The organism is Ensifer sp. GW821-FHT05G01, assembly GCF_059419585.1.
This window is the reverse complement of sequence record NZ_JBWKSC010000001.1, coordinates 305,016-319,369: the sequence shown is the minus strand read 5'-3', so window position 1 is coordinate 319,369 and position 14,354 is coordinate 305,016. Positions and strand designations below refer to the sequence as shown.

The 14,354-nt window shown below is 62.2% G+C and carries 16 protein-coding genes; 5 read left to right on the top strand and 11 right to left on the bottom strand.

Annotation, left to right across the window (positions count from 1 at the left end; genetic code table 11):
• Positions 1 to 161 precede the first annotated feature (161 nt).
• Complete coding sequence (gene hrcA / locus AC07UR_RS01615; RefSeq protein ID WP_173418798.1) at positions 162 to 1,241, bottom strand: heat-inducible transcriptional repressor HrcA; 1,080 nt, start codon at positions 1,239 to 1,241, stop codon at positions 162 to 164.
• Positions 1,242 to 1,400: 159 nt separating this feature from the next.
• Between hrcA and rph the strand changes: the two genes are divergently transcribed.
• The 4 genes from rph (at position 1,401) to hemW (ending at position 4,550) form a co-directional block, all read left to right on the top strand.
• Positions 1,401 to 2,120, top strand: coding sequence for a ribonuclease PH (gene rph, locus AC07UR_RS01610; RefSeq protein ID WP_173418797.1), 720 nt, complete (start codon positions 1,401 to 1,403; stop codon positions 2,118 to 2,120).
• A gap of 17 nt (positions 2,121 to 2,137) precedes the next feature.
• The gene (locus AC07UR_RS01605; RefSeq protein WP_209787907.1) at positions 2,138 to 2,557 is read left to right on the top strand and encodes a VOC family protein; all 420 of its coding nucleotides are present in this window, start codon (positions 2,138 to 2,140) and stop codon (positions 2,555 to 2,557) included.
• Between the two features lie 42 nt (positions 2,558 to 2,599).
• A complete protein-coding gene (gene rdgB / locus AC07UR_RS01600; RefSeq protein WP_173418795.1) occupies positions 2,600 to 3,244 on the top strand; it encodes an RdgB/HAM1 family non-canonical purine NTP pyrophosphatase in 645 nt (214 codons plus the stop codon).
• A 124-nt stretch (positions 3,245 to 3,368) separates the two neighbouring features.
• Positions 3,369 to 4,550: a radical SAM family heme chaperone HemW gene (gene hemW / locus AC07UR_RS01595; RefSeq protein ID WP_209788540.1), complete on the top strand. Its 1,182-nt coding sequence runs from the start codon at positions 3,369 to 3,371 to the stop codon at positions 4,548 to 4,550.
• Positions 4,551 to 4,601: 51 nt separating this feature from the next.
• Here hemW and AC07UR_RS01590 read toward each other — a convergent pair whose 3' ends face one another.
• From AC07UR_RS01590 to AC07UR_RS01555, 8 genes are all read right to left on the bottom strand, one after another.
• The gene (locus tag AC07UR_RS01590; protein WP_173418794.1) at positions 4,602 to 5,216 is read right to left on the bottom strand and encodes a glutathione S-transferase family protein; all 615 of its coding nucleotides are present in this window, start codon (positions 5,214 to 5,216) and stop codon (positions 4,602 to 4,604) included.
• Between the two features lie 107 nt (positions 5,217 to 5,323).
• Complete coding sequence (locus tag AC07UR_RS01585) at positions 5,324 to 5,692, bottom strand: DUF1801 domain-containing protein (protein ID WP_209787910.1); 369 nt, start codon at positions 5,690 to 5,692, stop codon at positions 5,324 to 5,326.
• Between the two features lie 13 nt (positions 5,693 to 5,705).
• Entirely contained in the window at positions 5,706 to 6,131 is a 426-nt protein-coding gene (locus tag AC07UR_RS01580; protein ID WP_209787914.1) for a DoxX family protein, read from the bottom strand.
• A gap of 40 nt (positions 6,132 to 6,171) precedes the next feature.
• Positions 6,172 to 7,038 (bottom strand): nuclear transport factor 2 family protein, encoded by an 867-nt coding sequence (locus tag AC07UR_RS01575; protein ID WP_209787917.1) that lies wholly within the window; start codon positions 7,036 to 7,038, stop codon positions 6,172 to 6,174.
• 58 nt (positions 7,039 to 7,096) lie between these two features.
• Positions 7,097 to 7,579, bottom strand: coding sequence for an SRPBCC family protein (locus AC07UR_RS01570; protein WP_209787919.1), 483 nt, complete (start codon positions 7,577 to 7,579; stop codon positions 7,097 to 7,099).
• A gap of 75 nt (positions 7,580 to 7,654) precedes the next feature.
• Positions 7,655 to 8,929, bottom strand: coding sequence for an RNA polymerase sigma factor (locus tag AC07UR_RS01565; RefSeq protein WP_209787921.1), 1,275 nt, complete (start codon positions 8,927 to 8,929; stop codon positions 7,655 to 7,657).
• The gene (locus AC07UR_RS01560) at positions 8,926 to 9,300 is read right to left on the bottom strand and encodes a YciI family protein (RefSeq protein WP_173418789.1); all 375 of its coding nucleotides are present in this window, start codon (positions 9,298 to 9,300) and stop codon (positions 8,926 to 8,928) included. Before AC07UR_RS01560 ends, AC07UR_RS01565 begins: the two co-directional genes overlap by 4 nt.
• A gap of 150 nt (positions 9,301 to 9,450) precedes the next feature.
• Entirely contained in the window at positions 9,451 to 10,413 is a 963-nt protein-coding gene (locus AC07UR_RS01555; RefSeq protein WP_234941617.1) for a DMT family transporter, read from the bottom strand.
• 143 nt (positions 10,414 to 10,556) lie between these two features.
• On the opposite strand from AC07UR_RS01555, the gene gcvA reads away from it, so the two are divergent.
• Positions 10,557 to 11,441: a transcriptional regulator GcvA gene (gene gcvA / locus AC07UR_RS01550; protein WP_173420939.1), complete on the top strand. Its 885-nt coding sequence runs from the start codon at positions 10,557 to 10,559 to the stop codon at positions 11,439 to 11,441.
• A 57-nt stretch (positions 11,442 to 11,498) separates the two neighbouring features.
• Here gcvA and dnaA read toward each other — a convergent pair whose 3' ends face one another.
• Positions 11,499 to 12,944, bottom strand: coding sequence for a chromosomal replication initiator protein DnaA (gene dnaA, locus AC07UR_RS01545; protein ID WP_412728325.1), 1,446 nt, complete (start codon positions 12,942 to 12,944; stop codon positions 11,499 to 11,501).
• A 1,040-nt stretch (positions 12,945 to 13,984) separates the two neighbouring features.
• Positions 13,985 to 14,251 (bottom strand): 30S ribosomal protein S20, encoded by a 267-nt coding sequence (gene rpsT, locus AC07UR_RS01540; RefSeq protein WP_053248916.1) that lies wholly within the window; start codon positions 14,249 to 14,251, stop codon positions 13,985 to 13,987.
• Positions 14,252 to 14,354 lie beyond the last annotated feature (103 nt).

Sequence of the window (14,354 nt, the reverse complement as noted above, 5' to 3'; positions counted from 1 at the left end):
TTCTCCGGTGTATCGTCTGTCGTGTCTTTCGCATTTTCACACCCGCGCGCAACGATGGCCGCATGGCGAGAAAATGCCCAGTGACTGGATTTGATGCCGATATCGAGGTTTAGGGCCGAAAAATCAAGGGTTCAATGCTGTCTGCGGCCAAAAGCGCTCGTTCAGCGCGAAAGCCGCGACATCAGCTGCGCGGTATAGTCGACCATCGGCACGATGCGCGAATAGTTGAGCCGCGTCGGACCGATGACGCCGACGGCGCCGACGATCCGATCCTCGCTGTCACGATAGGGCGCAACAATCAGCGAAGAACCGGACAATGAAAACAACTTGTTCTCCGAACCGATGAAGATCCTTACCCCCGGCCCGCTTTCGGCGAGATCGAGCAATTCGATCAGGCTGTCCTTCTTTTCCAGATCGTCGAACAGCATGCGCAGGCGGTCGATGTCCTCGGTTCCTTCCAGACCCTCGAGCAGGTTGGCGCGACCGCGCACGATTAGCCGTGCCGGCTTTTCATCGCCCTCGCTGCCCGACCAGATCGCCAATCCGCGCTCGACCAGATCCTGCGACAGCGCATCGAGTTCGCTGCGCACGGTCTGCTTGACCGTTTCAAGTTGCGAGCGCACCTCGCCGATCGTCTGGCCGGCGAGATGGGCGTTGAGGAAATTCGCGGCCTCCGTCAGCTGCGAGCTCGTCACGCCGGCAGGAAGCTCGATGATGCGGTTTTCGACCTGATCGTGCTCGCCGACGAGCACCGCCAGCGCCTTCGTCGGCGCCAGTCGGATGAATTCGACATGTTTGAGAACGGGATCGTTCTTGGCGGTGATGACAAGACCAGCGCCGCGCGACATGCCCGACAGCATCTGGCTCGCCTCTGCCAGCAGCGTGTCGACCGGCTGGGTATGGTCGCTGCGCCGCACGTGGCGGTCGATCGAGGCACGATCCTCGGCCGAGAGATTGCCGACCTGCATGAAGGCATCGACGAAGAAGCGCAGGCCCGTCTGCGTCGGCAGGCGACCGGCGCTGACATGCGGCGAATAGATGAGCCCGAGATCTTCGAGATCGCTCATCACATTGCGCACGGAAGCCGGCGACAGCGACATCGGCAGCAACCGCGAAAGGTTGCGGGAGCCGAGCGGTTCGCCGTTGTTCAAATAGGTTTCGACGATGCGACGGAAGATTTCACCGGAACGCTCGTCCAGCGCCGCCGCGATATCGGTCACTCCGGGATTGCGCAGTACCATGTCGCTCCATGTTCGCAGGCCAATCCTGCCGCCGGAAATATAGTGATCCCCGCGGCCGATAGCAAAAGGGAAAAATCGCCCCGGTCGCCTAGTATCCACCGGTTCCCTTTACCTCTGCCATGCTCTAGAAGGCTCACCAGATACGATAGGAGTTTGATGATGCGGCCATCCGGCAGAAAAATCGACCAAATGCGCAAGGTTTCGTTCGAGCGCAATTTCTCCAAGCACGCGGAAGGCTCCTGTCTGGTGCGGTTCGGCGACACGCACGTCTTGTGCACTGCCAGCCTTGAGGAAAAGGTTCCGGCCTGGCTGCGCAATGGCGGCAAGGGCTGGGTGACGGCCGAGTACGGCATGCTGCCGCGCGCCACCGGCGAGCGCATGCGCCGTGAAGCCTCGAGCGGCAAACAGAGCGGTCGCACCCAGGAGATCCAGCGCCTGATTGGCCGGTCGCTACGCGCCGTCGTCGATCTGCCGGCGCTCGGCGAACGCCAGATCTCGATCGACTGCGACGTCATCCAGGCTGATGGCGGCACGCGCACGGCCTCGATCACCGGCGCCTGGGTGGCTCTGCACGACTGCCTGAAATGGATGGAAGCCCGCAACATGGTGAAGGTGGAGAAGGTCCTGAAGGACCACGTCGCCGCCATTTCCTGTGGTATCTTCGCCAACCAGTCGATCATCGACCTCGACTATCTCGAAGACTCCGCTGCCGAGACCGACGCGAATTTCGTGATGACCGGAACCGGCGGCATCGTCGAAATCCAGGGAACGGCCGAGGGCAAGCCCTTCTCGGAAGAGGAATTCGCAGGCCTGCTCGGACTTGCAAAGACCGGCATTGCCGAACTGGTCGCGCTGCAGAAGCAGGCGATATCAGGCTGACAAAAGGGACGGAAACGATGGCCCCGGCGCTGGAAGGCATTCTCGAGACAGCGCTCTACGCGCCGGACCTCGATGGCGCCGAGGCCTTCTACGGCGGTGTGCTCGGGCTGCAAAAGATCACGCGCGCCGGCAATCGGCATGTGTTCTTCCGTTGCGGCCCGGGCGTTCTGCTGGTTTTCAATCCGACGGAGACGATCAAGCCGCCCTCGCCGGATGCCGCCCTGCAGGTGCCGCCGCACGGGACCACCGGCCAGGGCCATATGTGCTTCCGCGTCGCACGAGAGGCGCTCGACGCATGGAAGTCCAGGCTGGAAACGGCGGGCGTCGCGATCGAGGCCGATGTTGCCTGGCCGAACGGTGCGCGGTCCTTCTATTTTCGCGATCCGGCCGGCAACAGCCTCGAATGCGCGGAACCGGGCCTCTGGTCCATCGAATGAAACGTGGCCCCTGCGCCCGCATCTTTTAAGAGAAGACACATCATGCGCACACTGGATGACAAGACGCTCATCGTCGCCAGCCACAACGCCGGCAAGATCCGCGAAATCCGAGACCTGATCGGCCCGCTCGGCTTCGAGGCCAAGTCTGCCGCCGACCTCAACTTCGTCGAACCCGATGAAACCGGTACCACTTTCGAAGAAAACGCGACGATCAAGGCGCTTGCCTCGGCCAAGGCCTCGGGCCTGCCGGCGCTTTCGGACGATTCTGGCCTGGCGATCGACGCGCTTGACGGTGCGCCCGGCGTCTACACCGCCAACTGGGCCGAGCGCGAAGACGGTAGCCGCGATTTCGCCATGGCGATGCAGAAGGTCGAGGACGCTCTCCAGGACAAGGGTGCCAGCGCGCATGACAAACGCACCGCCCGTTTCGTCTCGGTGCTCTGCCTTGCCTGGCCGGACGGCCATGTCGAACTGTTCCGCGGCGAGGTCGAGGGCCACGTCGTGTGGCCGCCGCGCGGCGACCAGGGCTTTGGCTACGACCCGGTCTTCCAGCCGAAGGGTTACGACACCACATTTGGCGAGATGAGCGCAGACGAGAAACACGGGTGGAAGCCGGGTGACGCGCAGGCCTTGTCGCACCGTGCCCGCGCGTTCAAGATCTTCGCAGAAACCTGCCTTGGAGCGTGACGCGGAAACGTGTATGCGGGTTTCCGCTGCCGCCCCGGCTCCAGTTTATGAGAACCAAACTTGTCGATGATCCCAGGTCGATCGACCCAACGTCATCGAGATCGACCGCATGAGAGACGCGACAATGCACACGGCCACGCTATCGGCGATCGGTGACGGCATGGATCCCGGCTTCGGGATCTATGTGCACTGGCCGTTCTGCGCGGCCAAATGCCCCTATTGCGACTTCAACAGCCATGTGCGCCACCAGCCGATCGACCAGCCGCGCTTCGTCGCCGCCTTCCTCAAGGAGATGGCGGAGGCGCGCGAGCTTTCAGGTCCGCGCACCGTCACCAGCATCTTTATGGGCGGTGGCACGCCGTCGCTGATGGATCCTGCCACGGTCGATGCGATCCTTTCGGGCATCGCGCGCGAATGGCATGTGCCCGATGGTATCGAGATCACCATGGAGGCCAACCCTTCGAGCGTCGAGGCGACGCGCTTCCACGGCTACCGCGCCGCCGGCGTCAACCGCGTTTCGCTCGGCGTCCAGGCCCTGAACGACCGGGACCTCAAGTTTCTCGGGCGGCTGCACAATGTCGAGGACGCGCTGAAGGCGATCCGGCTGGCGCGCGAAATCTTCCCGCGCATGTCCTTCGACCTGATCTATGCCCGCCCCAACCAGACCGTCGAGGAATGGGAGCGCGAGCTCAAGGAGGCCGTCTCCTACGCGGTCGACCATCTGTCGCTCTATCAGCTGACGATCGAAGAGGGCACGCCCTTCTACGGCCTGCACAAGGCCGGCAAGCTGATCGTTCCGGACGGCGAGCAATCGGCGGTTCTGTACGAGGCGACGCAGGATATCACCGCGTCGATCGGCATGCCGGCTTACGAGGTCTCCAACCACGCTCGTCCCGGTGCCGAAAGCCGGCACAACCTGACCTACTGGCGCTATGGCGATTATGCCGGCATCGGCCCCGGTGCCCATGGCCGCCTCAGCGTCGGCGGCGCGAAGGTGGCAACGGCCACGGAACGCAAGCCGGAGGAATGGCTGCGGCTGGTCGAAACCTATGGCCACGGCATGGTCGAGCGCGAAGTCCTCGATCTTGAGGCACAGTCGGACGAATTGCTGCTGATGGGGCTGCGGCTCAAGGAAGGCGTCGATCTCGCCCGCTGGCAGTCACTGTCCGGCCGCGATCCCGATCCGGACCGCGAACAGTTCCTCATCGATCATGGCTTCATCGAGCGGCTCGGCAATTCGCGGCTGAGATGCACCCCCTCCGGCATGCTGATCCTCGACGCCGTCGTCGCCGACCTTGCCTGCTGAAGTCTTGCAGGCGCGCTGGCGCCCGGCCTGCAACGGTCCAACGGGTTACAATTAATCGTGCGTCTCGCCGGAAAGCGGCGTCGCCCGCATCGATGGTCTTTCTTCGAAGCCATCGAACCAATCGGCCAGCCTTTTGCGGTCACGGAACGATGGCAGGTGGCGGAAGGCCATCCAGGACAAGGTGGTCGCGAGCGCGATGTGGCCGATATCGAGAGGCGCGTCGACATCGAGCGTCTGCTCCAGCCAGTCATAGGTCTGTTCGACCTTTTCGGTGTAGCCGTCAGCCAAGGCCGGGTAGCGCAGACCTTCCGGGCGCCGATCCGTTTCCCAGCGCAACCCGATGCCTGCCTGCGCCAGGCCTTGCGCGACGGCCTGCAGTCTCAAGGCGCGCCAGCGTGGCTCGCCGCCTTCGGGGATCAGCCTGTGGCCATCATGCAGCGTATCGAAATAGGCGCAGATGACGTCGGAATCGAAGATCGCCTCCTCATTGGGCCGTAGGAGAACCGGCACCTTGCCGAGCGGGTTTTCCGCATGGACCTGCTCGTTGCGCAGCGTCGGGCTCGTCTCGTGATGGATCACCTGCAATTGCTCGGCAATGCCGACCTCGTGGGCGAAGACGAGCGCCTTGCGGGCGAAGGGGGAATGGGTCTGGTAGTAGAGGATCATGATGCCTCGCGAGCGTTGGGAAATTGGCGGTCCCGCGAAGATGTATTGCATCGACCAAGAGAAAGGCGCTCTGTTTCAGAGCGCCTTTCGCAAGTTTGTTTCGTCCCTCAGGATTTGAACGGATCGCCCTTCTCGGCATTAAGCGCGATGCCTTTGGCCACGAGCCGCGCCACCTGAGCCTGGTCGACCTCGCCCAGCGCCTTCACCTTGATAAAGGCCATGTCGCCCTTGCCGCCGCCCTTGGCCAGACGCGGATCGAGGTCAAGCATGTCGGCACCGCGCCAGAAGCCTAGCGTTACGTAGTCCTTGGCCGCCTTGATCAGGCAGACCGGGCCACCGGCCTCATAGATCGGATGCCCCCATTTCACGCTGTCCTTCGTACCGCCGGCGGCGAGGATGGCGCCGTGCAACGCCTTGGCCACGTCGGCGGGCGTACCGGAAAGGCCTGAGATGTAGTCGTTGACCGTTTTGCTCATTGTCGTTTCCCCCTTAAGCCTGCGTCTCGATCTTGAACGGAATCAGCGCGCGCACCCGACGATCTCTCAGCCACAGACCGGCCCAGGCGATGACGCCGAGATAGAAGCCGAACAGCAGGTGGGTGAAGAGAGGACTGTCGGCACGCAGATGTGTCGCCATGGCGCCACCGAGATAACCAGTGAGCAGGATGGCGCCAAGCACCGATGTCCTCGGGATCGCATAGAGCAGAGCGCACAGGAGCGTGAGCACGCCGAGCAGCCGGGCAAGGCCAACGTCAGCGGGATAACCGAGGACCGCCAAAGTCTCGGTCACTACATCCAGCGGCACGAGCTTGATCGCACCGTCGAATGCAAGGAATGCAATCACCAGACCGCTCAGCACGCGGCCGAGAATTACCATTTTTCCGGCCCGAGCCGGCATCACAAGCGCAGTGTTCATTCGGGGAGGACTCCTCATTTCCCGTTATCACAAATCGTTTTCAGTCTGTCTTCTTCACCGGTCCGACGATACCCCAGCGGATGCCGAAGGGATCGCGCAGCTGGCCGTAGAGATCGCCCCAGAAGGCGACGGCAAGCGGCATTGTCACCTCGGCGCCGGCGGCAACCGCCCGGTCCCACCAGAACTGCGCGTCCTCGACCACCAGATGCAGCACGACACCCTGCGGCTCGGCATAGGGCATGCCATGTTCCGGGAACGGGTCGTTGAGCATCAAGGCGCCGTTGTTGATCGTCAGGTGGCAGTGCACGAGCCGCTTGCCGTCTTCGGCGAGCATGCGTCCGCCATCGGTCGCGGCAAAGGCGCGTGTGTAGAAATCGGCGGTGGCGGCCGCATCCTCGACGCAGAGATAGGCGATCGGTCCCGGCATCGGCGGCGATGCCGGCGCTTGCCAGTCGACTGACGAGGCCGGGTTGAGATCGACGGCCGCCTTGAGGCTGCCATCCATGTAGAACGGCACGGACTCGTGCTGATGGGCTATCTTCCAGCCGGCAGCCAGGCGCTTCAAACCGAGGGTCTGGCGAAACCAGACCGAGATCTTGCCCGCATCGATCTTCTCGCCAGAGAGCTCGGTCAGCATCGAGACGAAAGCGACGTCGCTGCCGGCCGAGATATCGAGATCCTCGAAACGATAGCCCAACGGCCCGCGCCAGGAGGCAAACCACTGCTGAAGCCCGGCCTCGCCGGCATCGATGGTCTTCAGCGGCGGCGCCAGCGAAAAGAGCACGCAGTCGGGCGTGCCATGCGCGATAACGCGTTTGGCATCTTTCACGCGCAGGGCATCCGCCCAATCGTCGATCACCGCACGGATTTCGGCGACGGCAGCACTCTTGTTGTCGATCACGGACATGGTGGGTCTCCTTTCCCTATGCTGATGGCGTGAGGGCCGCAACTTCACGCGGCGGATTTCAAAGTTGCCTGGCTGCCCTTTCGAGCTGGGTGGCGCATTGGCCCCAGCCCTGGTGAAAGCCCATCTTTTCGTGCGCATCGCGATCCTCGACGGACCAATGGCGGACACGCGCAGTGTAGCGGGTCTGGGCGCCGACATCCTCGAAGGTGATGGTCACCACCATGAACGGTTTGTCGGAGGGTGCCCACGCGCCGGTGAAGGCGTCGGTGAAGACCAGTTTTTCGTTCGGCACCACTTCGAGATAGACCCCGAGGTTGGGATAGTCCTCGCCCTCGGGCGAGCGCATGACGATGCGGTTGGCGCCGCCGGCGCGCACGTCGAGTTTTGCCTCCGGCGTCGTCCAGGGTGACGGTGCGAACCACTTCTTCATGAGTTCGGCATCGGTCCAACAGCGGTAGACGAGTTCACGCGGCGCATCGATCAGGCGGGTGATGACCAGTTCGCGGTCGTCGGCGGCTTTGATTTCAGTGACAATGGTCATTTTAGCAACTCCGTCAGCGGGTTCATTCCAAGGACGAAGTTGCAGCGACGGTTCCGACAACCGCCGACAGGATTTTTATCTTTTTTCTTTTGCGAGGTCTTTGTCGCACTCATCCTTGCACAGATGATCGAGTTGCATGCGGATGTGGGAGGCTTCTGCGGCGTTGGTGGCAAGGGCGATCGCACGGTCGAAGGCGACGCGCGCCTCGCGGACCCGGCCTGCCTGTTTCAGCAGCGCCCCCTTCAACCCATGGAAGTAGAAATAGCTTGCGAGTTTTTCGGCAAGTGGCTCGATCAATGCGAGGGCTGCCTCCGGCCCATCCCGCTTCGACACCGCAACCGCGCGGTTGAGCGTGATCACTGGTGACGGCTGCAACCGTTCCAGCGCCTGGTAGAGCAGGTCGATCTCTTCCCAGTCGGTTTCCTCAGGGCGCGTCGCCCGCGCGTGCAGGGCGGCGATCGCCGCCTGAATCTGGTAGGGACCGGGCTGGCGATGGCGCACAGCCTTGTCGATCATCGCCAGCGCCTCGGTGATCAGCGGCTTCTTCCAGAGGCTGCGATCCTGATCGTCGAGCAGGATGATGCCGCCATCAGCATCGAAGCGCGCACGCGAGCGTGAATGCTGCAGGAGGAGCAGCGCCGTCAGCCCCATCATTTCAGGCTCGGAGGGGAACAGCCGCAACAGCAGCCGCGCAAGCCGGATCGCCTCCTCGCAAAGATCGGCCGAGACGCTGTCCGGCCCGTTCATCGCCGAATAGCCCTCGTTGAAGACCAGGTAGATCATCGTTGCGACGGCCGCCAGCCGCTCCGAGCGATCGGCCGCATCAGGCGTTTCGAATTCGATGCCGGCGGCAGCGACGCGGGCCTTTGCCCGGGTGATGCGCTGCTCCATCGCCGCCTCGCCGACGAGGAAGGCGCGGGCAATCTGCTTGACCGTAAGGCCGGAGACGATGCGCAGCGCCAGCGCGATCTGCTGCGTTGCCGGCAGAACCGGATTGCTGCAGACAAACAGGAGCTTGAGGATATCGTCGCGATAGTGCGAGCCGTCCAGCCGGTCGGCCAGATCGCTCTCCTGATCCTCGAGATCCGACAGCAATTCCTCTGGCGGCAGCGCGGTCTCGCGCGACTGGCGGCGTACCTTGTCGATGCCGCTATTGCGGCCGACGAAGATCAGCCAGGCGGCCGGATCGCGCGGCGGGCCGCTTTTCGGCCACGCCTTCAATGCCCGGATACAGGCCTCCTGAAATGCTTCCTCGGCCGTATCGAGATTGCGGAAATAGCGCAGAAGCGCGCCCATTGCCTGCGGCCGAGCGGAAACAAGTGCGAGGTCGATCCAGGTCGTGTCTGTCATGCGGGAAGCTCACTTGGCTTGTAGATGGCAAGGGGACGAATTTCATAGGAGCCGGTTGCAGGATTGGCAGCACTCAGTTCGCGGGCGAAGTCGAGCGCTTCGTCGAGCGACGCGCAATCGACCACATAGAAGCCGAGCAGCTGCTCCTTCGTTTCGGCGAACGGACCGTCGATCACGACGGTTTCGCTGGGGCTATGACGCAGGGTTGTTGCTGCCGTGGTCGGCAGCAAGCGGGCCACCGGCCCGAGCTTGCCGGCATCGCCATATTTGCGCTGGACGGCGGCAAGGTCGCGCATGACCTTGTCGTCCTCTTCCTTCGACCAGTTGGCGGTCACGTCTTCCTGGTTGTAGCAAAATACGGCGTAAAGCATTGGAACTCTCCTGCTCCTGATACAAGGACGATCTGAAGAAGAGATAGTCGACAGCGTTGACAAAAAAAATACCCGCAACCGCGGGTTCAGACACGAAGATCGCGGCGCGTGCCTGCGCACCGCCGCGACCATCAGCAAAAGCAGTCGATTTCAGATATTTTCACCGCAGGCGAGATCAGGGTCGACCGGTGTCTTGCGGCGAAAACGCCGCCACAGACGGCCATCGATGGCGGCAAGGCCGGCTGCGATCAACGCCATGCCGAAGACGTGCTTGGGCTCGAGGCTCTCGCCCAGAAACAGGGCACCGAGCAGAATGGCGCTGACCGGGATCAGGAACGTCACCAGCATCAGGTTGGTCACACCAGCCGTCTCGAGGATGCGGAAAAACAGCACATAGGCAAGCGCCGTCGAGATCAGGGCGATGCCGACGATCGCGCCCCACACCTCAGGGCCCGGCGCGGTCAAGGCCCAGGGACGATCGACGAGCAGCGCGATCGGCACCAGCATGAGGCTCGACGCACTGACCTGCCCGGTCGCGGTGACGATGGGGGCCACACCCATGCGCTTGAAACGGCGGGCAAAAACGCCGGCAAAGGCATAGGAAAGCGCAGCGCCCAGCACGGCGAATTGTGCCAGCACGTTGGAGCCAAGGCCACCGAGCGCTGCCGGGCCGATCATCACGGCCACACCGAGAAAACCGATCAGCACGCCGGTGAGCTTGTTGGCAGTCAGTTTTTCGTCGTCGGTCAGCAGATGGGCGACGACGACGCCGAAGAGCGGCGTGGTGGCGTTGAGGATCGAAGCAAGGCCGCTGGCGATATGGGTCTGTCCCCAGACGATCAGCGAAAACGGGATCAGATTGTTGAGCAGGCCCATACCGAAGAAGGCAAGCCAGATGCGCGGGTCGCCCGGCATCCTGCGACCCGTGAAGCGCAGGAAGATGAGGAGCGCCGCCGCCGCAAGGACGACCCGCAGCGCAACTATGGTAAACGGCGGCAGCGCCTTGACGGTGACGCCGACGAAGAAAAACGAGCCGCCCCACAACATGGACAGGGCGATCAGCATGGCCCACTCGCCGGGCCCCATCACCTTTGCATTCGCCGGTCCAGACATCTTCGCACCCCTTCCATGATTTATTTTTTCACTCGCGCCTCCATGATCCCGTCATTGATCATGGAATTTACATGAATATTGTCAGTGTGTTATGATTTAATCAAACGAGCATTCCTCTCTATATGATTGAGTTTATCTAAATCATCATGACCTCACTTCCACCCCTCGCTGCCCTCAGGGCCTTCGAAGCCGCCGCCCGGCATCTGAGCGTCACTCTGGCCGCGCGCGAGCTTAGCGTCACGCCCGGCGCCGTCAGCCTTCAGGTGCGCGAGCTGGAACAGGCGCTGGGCGTGACGCTGTTTGAGCGGCGACCGCGACAACTGGCCCTGACCGAGGATGGCAGTACGTATTTTTCGACACTGCGCCGCGCTTTCCGGATGATGCGGGAGGCGACCGAGGAACTGACGGCACGAAATCGTATGCCGGTGCTGACGGTGAGCTGCACGCCAACATTTGCCGCCCAATGGCTGGTGCCGCGCATTTGCGATTTCGAGCAACTTCTCAACGGCATCGATGTACGCATCAGCGCGTCAAACCGGCTGACCGACTTCGTATCCGATGGCGTCGATATCGCCATCCGTCATGGCTTCGGTCGCTACGAGGGCCTGGCGAGTGAGCGGCTGATCGACGACGAGTTGGTGCCGGTGGTCAATGCGGCGCTCGCCCGCAAGCGGCCGCTCGCCACACCAACAGACCTGTCGGCCCATGTGCTGCTGCATGATGTCCAGAGGCTGGATTGGCAGCTGTGGCTTGAAGCGGTCGGCGCCGAAGGCGTCGAGACGACGCGTGGCCCGGTGTTCGTCAACAGCAACGGCGCCATCGAAGCGGCGAGAGCCGGCGATGGCGTCGCTCTCGTGCGACTGTCGCTGGTCTCGCGCGAGCTTGCCGAGGGCGTGCTGGTCGCACCCTTTCCGATCGGGATTGCAACAGACCTCGCCTATCACCTGGTCTACCCGCCATCGGCGCTCGATCGGCCGGCGGTCGCCGCGTTCCGCGCGTGGATCGTCGAGCAGGCGCGGGGCGCCTGAAACTGCAAAAGCCCGGTTTCCCGGGCTTTTGTCTCAATTCGAAAGCGCGTCCAACGCCTATTCGTTGATCAGGCGCTTCAGAAGCTCGATCTCGTGGCTGAGCTTGGTATCGCCGGAGATCAGCTCCTCGATCTTGCGCACGGCATGCAGAACGGTGGTGTGATCGCGACCACCGAAGCGACGACCGATTTCCGGGAAGGAGCGCGGTGTCAGCGTCTTCGACAGATACATGGCGATCTGGCGCGGCTTGACGATGACGCGGGTGCGGCGGTTCGAAACCAGCTCCTGGCGCGAAACATTGTAGTGCTTGGCAACGACGCGCTGGATGTCTTCGATGCGGACGCGGCGCGGCTCGCCGGCGTTGACGAGATGCCCGAGCAGTTCATCGACCCGTTCGATCGACAGCTGCGGCTCGAACGAGCGGCGGAAAAGCAACTGGTTGAAGGCGCCTTCCAGCTCGCGACCGCTGGCCGTGACGTTGCGGGCAACATGGCTCAGGATGTCGCCGGGGATATCCAGCGAGGTATCGTCCTGGCGGGCGCAGTCGAGACGGCGCTTCAGCATTTCGAGGCGCATGTCGTAGTCGGGGCCGTCCATCTCGATGGCGACACCGCCCTGCAGGCGCGAACGAACGCGGCTATCGAGCGATTCCAGCTCCCAAGGGGCGCGGTCGGCGGCAACGACGACCTGCTTGGCGGAGTCGAGCAGCATGTTGAGAAGATGGCAGAATTCGTGCTGGATCGACTTGCCCTGCAGGAACTGCATGTCGTCGATGACAAGAAGATCAATGTTGCGCAGCGACTCCTTGAGCGACAGCGCGTCGTTGTCGCGGATCGCGGTGGCAAAGCGCCACATGAAGTATTCGGCTGTCAGATAGACGACGCGCGGAGCGCGGGCGCTCTGCAGTGCCTGGATGGCGATCGCCTGCAGAAGGTGGGTCTTGCCGAGGCCGACGCTCGAATGAATGAACAGCGGGTTGAAGCGCACGGCACCGGCGCCGGCTTCCGCGATCGTGCGGGCGGCTGCAAGCGCAACGCGGTTGGAAGAGCCTTCCACGAAGCTGTCAAAGGTGTAGCGCTGATCGAGCGGCGAGCCGAAAAGCGGCGCCTGGGTCGGCCGTTGCACGCTGGCAACCGTCGTGGCCGCGACCGAAGCGACGGACTGGGCCGAAGTCGGACGGCGTGCCGGTGTTGACGGGGTCGTTTCCGTCGCCTGCGGCAGCGCTTCTTCCTGCGAAACCGGGCGAGCGCCACGGGTGGCGGTGCGCACCAGGATCTCCACCTTCAGGATTTCACCGTCTTCCTGCTGGAAGATCTGGGTGATGAGATCGAGATAACGGTTGTTGATCCAGGATTTCAGGAATGTCGTGGGAACCGAGAGGCGCACGACGCTCTTGGAAGTCGAATGGAGCTTCAGACGCCCAAACCAGCTGGCGAAGACATCGGGACCGACCTGGGCTTTCAAACGCGCACTCACCCGCTCGAACAGTGCGTCATGCCTCATGTCGTGCTTATCCCCCGCCGCCTGAGATAGATTGCTTCCGGCCTGAAACGCGTCGCCGTCCTTTTGAAACGCGCCCGCCGCCGTCGCCAAATTCATCTGCATTTTGCCGCCTTCCGATTATGTTCAGACGCCGTCATCTCTGCCGGCCCCATCTCTTATGTCCGGCACCCACGGCTTCCTCATGGAGGTCATGCCGCTTCGCCGAACGTCACAGTCGCAATCCAACCGGGCTCCTCATCTCCCGACTGGTTGCGCGCTACGCGCACCTGCCAGACCTTATCGGCCGGCTGATGTCCCCTCGCGCCTCAATGTCAACAAATCCCCCGGTCCGCCCTGGACCGTGCCGGATCCTCCTCCTCGTCAACAACTGTCTCGCACCCTCGTACGAAGCGGACAGTCGAGCGCTGGATTCTGCCTCGCGTCAGGCACCGCTTGCACCTGACTTTGAGGCGCGGCGCCACCGGCAACCAGAAGTCGAAAGGTCCTCGTCCGGAATGGTTGGTCCATCCGGTTTTTCGTCCTCGACATGTCTGATTGAACGACGTGGAGCCGCCCTGATACAGGGAACAGAAAGCCTGAAACCATCTCGTTGAAATGGCCTCCGCACTTCCCTTTACAGATATGGTCCGTGTCCCCTGTGGAGGGCATTTAGGCAGGATCGATGGGCAAGATCAATCGCGATTTTTACGCAACCTTAAGCGCTGCCCGTTGACTCTCATCCCGCCATTTGCTTGCCGCAATCCGAGTCCGGGAAGAATCGCTGTTGAATCAAGGGTTTTGATTTTCAGCTCTTTGATTAGCTGGCGAAAAAGAAAAAAAATAAAAATTCTCTTGACTCATCATGGGCCCAGAAGACCCCCAGTCAGAGACACCCTTTTGCCAAGGACCTCTCGTAAGCATCTGAAATGACTATAGAAATTCTGTCATCACATTGACACGAGAAACACTGCGCAGGTTAACCATCGCTGTGACAGATGTATGAATCGAGAAAGCCCGGCGCAAGGGCCGGGCTCTCAATTAACAGATTTTTATTAGCCGGATTAGGCCGAAAGCGCCTTCACGCGCTGTGCAAGGCGCGAAACCTTACGCGAAGCGGTGTTGGAATGCAGCACGCCCTTGGTGGCAGCGCGCATCAGCTCGGGCTGAGCGGCCTTCAGAGCGGCGGCTGCGACGGCCTGATCGCCGGTTGCGATCGCTTCTTCGACCTTGCGGACGAAGTTACGGACGCGCGAACGACGGGCTTTGTTCACTGCAGTGCGGCGTGCGATCTTGCGGGTCGCCTTTTTCGCCGAAGTTGTATTGGCCATTGATGCCTCTCTTCGAAAACTGACATGAACTCCGCCCTCGCCGTGCCGGGTCACTGCGACCTGTCATCAAAGCAATTCGGGAGCATTATCGGAAAGCCCAGAT

What these genes read in the sequence shown, in the direction of transcription:
- hrcA (WP_173418798.1), bottom strand. Translation starts at nt 1,241, where the DNA reads ATGGTACTGCGCAATCCCGGAGTGACCGATATCGCGGCGGCGCTGGAC.
- rph (WP_173418797.1), top strand. Translation starts at nt 1,401, where the DNA reads ATGCGGCCATCCGGCAGAAAAATCGACCAAATGCGCAAGGTTTCGTTC.
- AC07UR_RS01605 (WP_209787907.1), top strand. Translation starts at nt 2,138, where the DNA reads ATGGCCCCGGCGCTGGAAGGCATTCTCGAGACAGCGCTCTACGCGCCG.
- rdgB (WP_173418795.1), top strand. Translation starts at nt 2,600, where the DNA reads ATGCGCACACTGGATGACAAGACGCTCATCGTCGCCAGCCACAACGCC.
- hemW (WP_209788540.1), top strand. Translation starts at nt 3,369, where the DNA reads ATGCACACGGCCACGCTATCGGCGATCGGTGACGGCATGGATCCCGGC.
- AC07UR_RS01590 (WP_173418794.1), bottom strand. Translation starts at nt 5,216, where the DNA reads ATGATCCTCTACTACCAGACCCATTCCCCCTTCGCCCGCAAGGCGCTC.
- AC07UR_RS01585 (WP_209787910.1), bottom strand. Translation starts at nt 5,692, where the DNA reads ATGAGCAAAACGGTCAACGACTACATCTCAGGCCTTTCCGGTACGCCC.
- AC07UR_RS01580 (WP_209787914.1), bottom strand. Translation starts at nt 6,131, where the DNA reads ATGAACACTGCGCTTGTGATGCCGGCTCGGGCCGGAAAAATGGTAATT.
- AC07UR_RS01575 (WP_209787917.1), bottom strand. Translation starts at nt 7,038, where the DNA reads ATGTCCGTGATCGACAACAAGAGTGCTGCCGTCGCCGAAATCCGTGCG.
- AC07UR_RS01570 (WP_209787919.1), bottom strand. Translation starts at nt 7,579, where the DNA reads ATGACCATTGTCACTGAAATCAAAGCCGCCGACGACCGCGAACTGGTC.
- AC07UR_RS01565 (WP_209787921.1), bottom strand. Translation starts at nt 8,929, where the DNA reads ATGACAGACACGACCTGGATCGACCTCGCACTTGTTTCCGCTCGGCCG.
- AC07UR_RS01560 (WP_173418789.1), bottom strand. Translation starts at nt 9,300, where the DNA reads ATGCTTTACGCCGTATTTTGCTACAACCAGGAAGACGTGACCGCCAAC.
- AC07UR_RS01555 (WP_234941617.1), bottom strand. Translation starts at nt 10,413, where the DNA reads ATGTCTGGACCGGCGAATGCAAAGGTGATGGGGCCCGGCGAGTGGGCC.
- dnaA (WP_412728325.1), bottom strand. Translation starts at nt 12,944, where the DNA reads ATGAGGCATGACGCACTGTTCGAGCGGGTGAGTGCGCGTTTGAAAGCC.
- rpsT (WP_053248916.1), bottom strand. Translation starts at nt 14,251, where the DNA reads ATGGCCAATACAACTTCGGCGAAAAAGGCGACCCGCAAGATCGCACGC.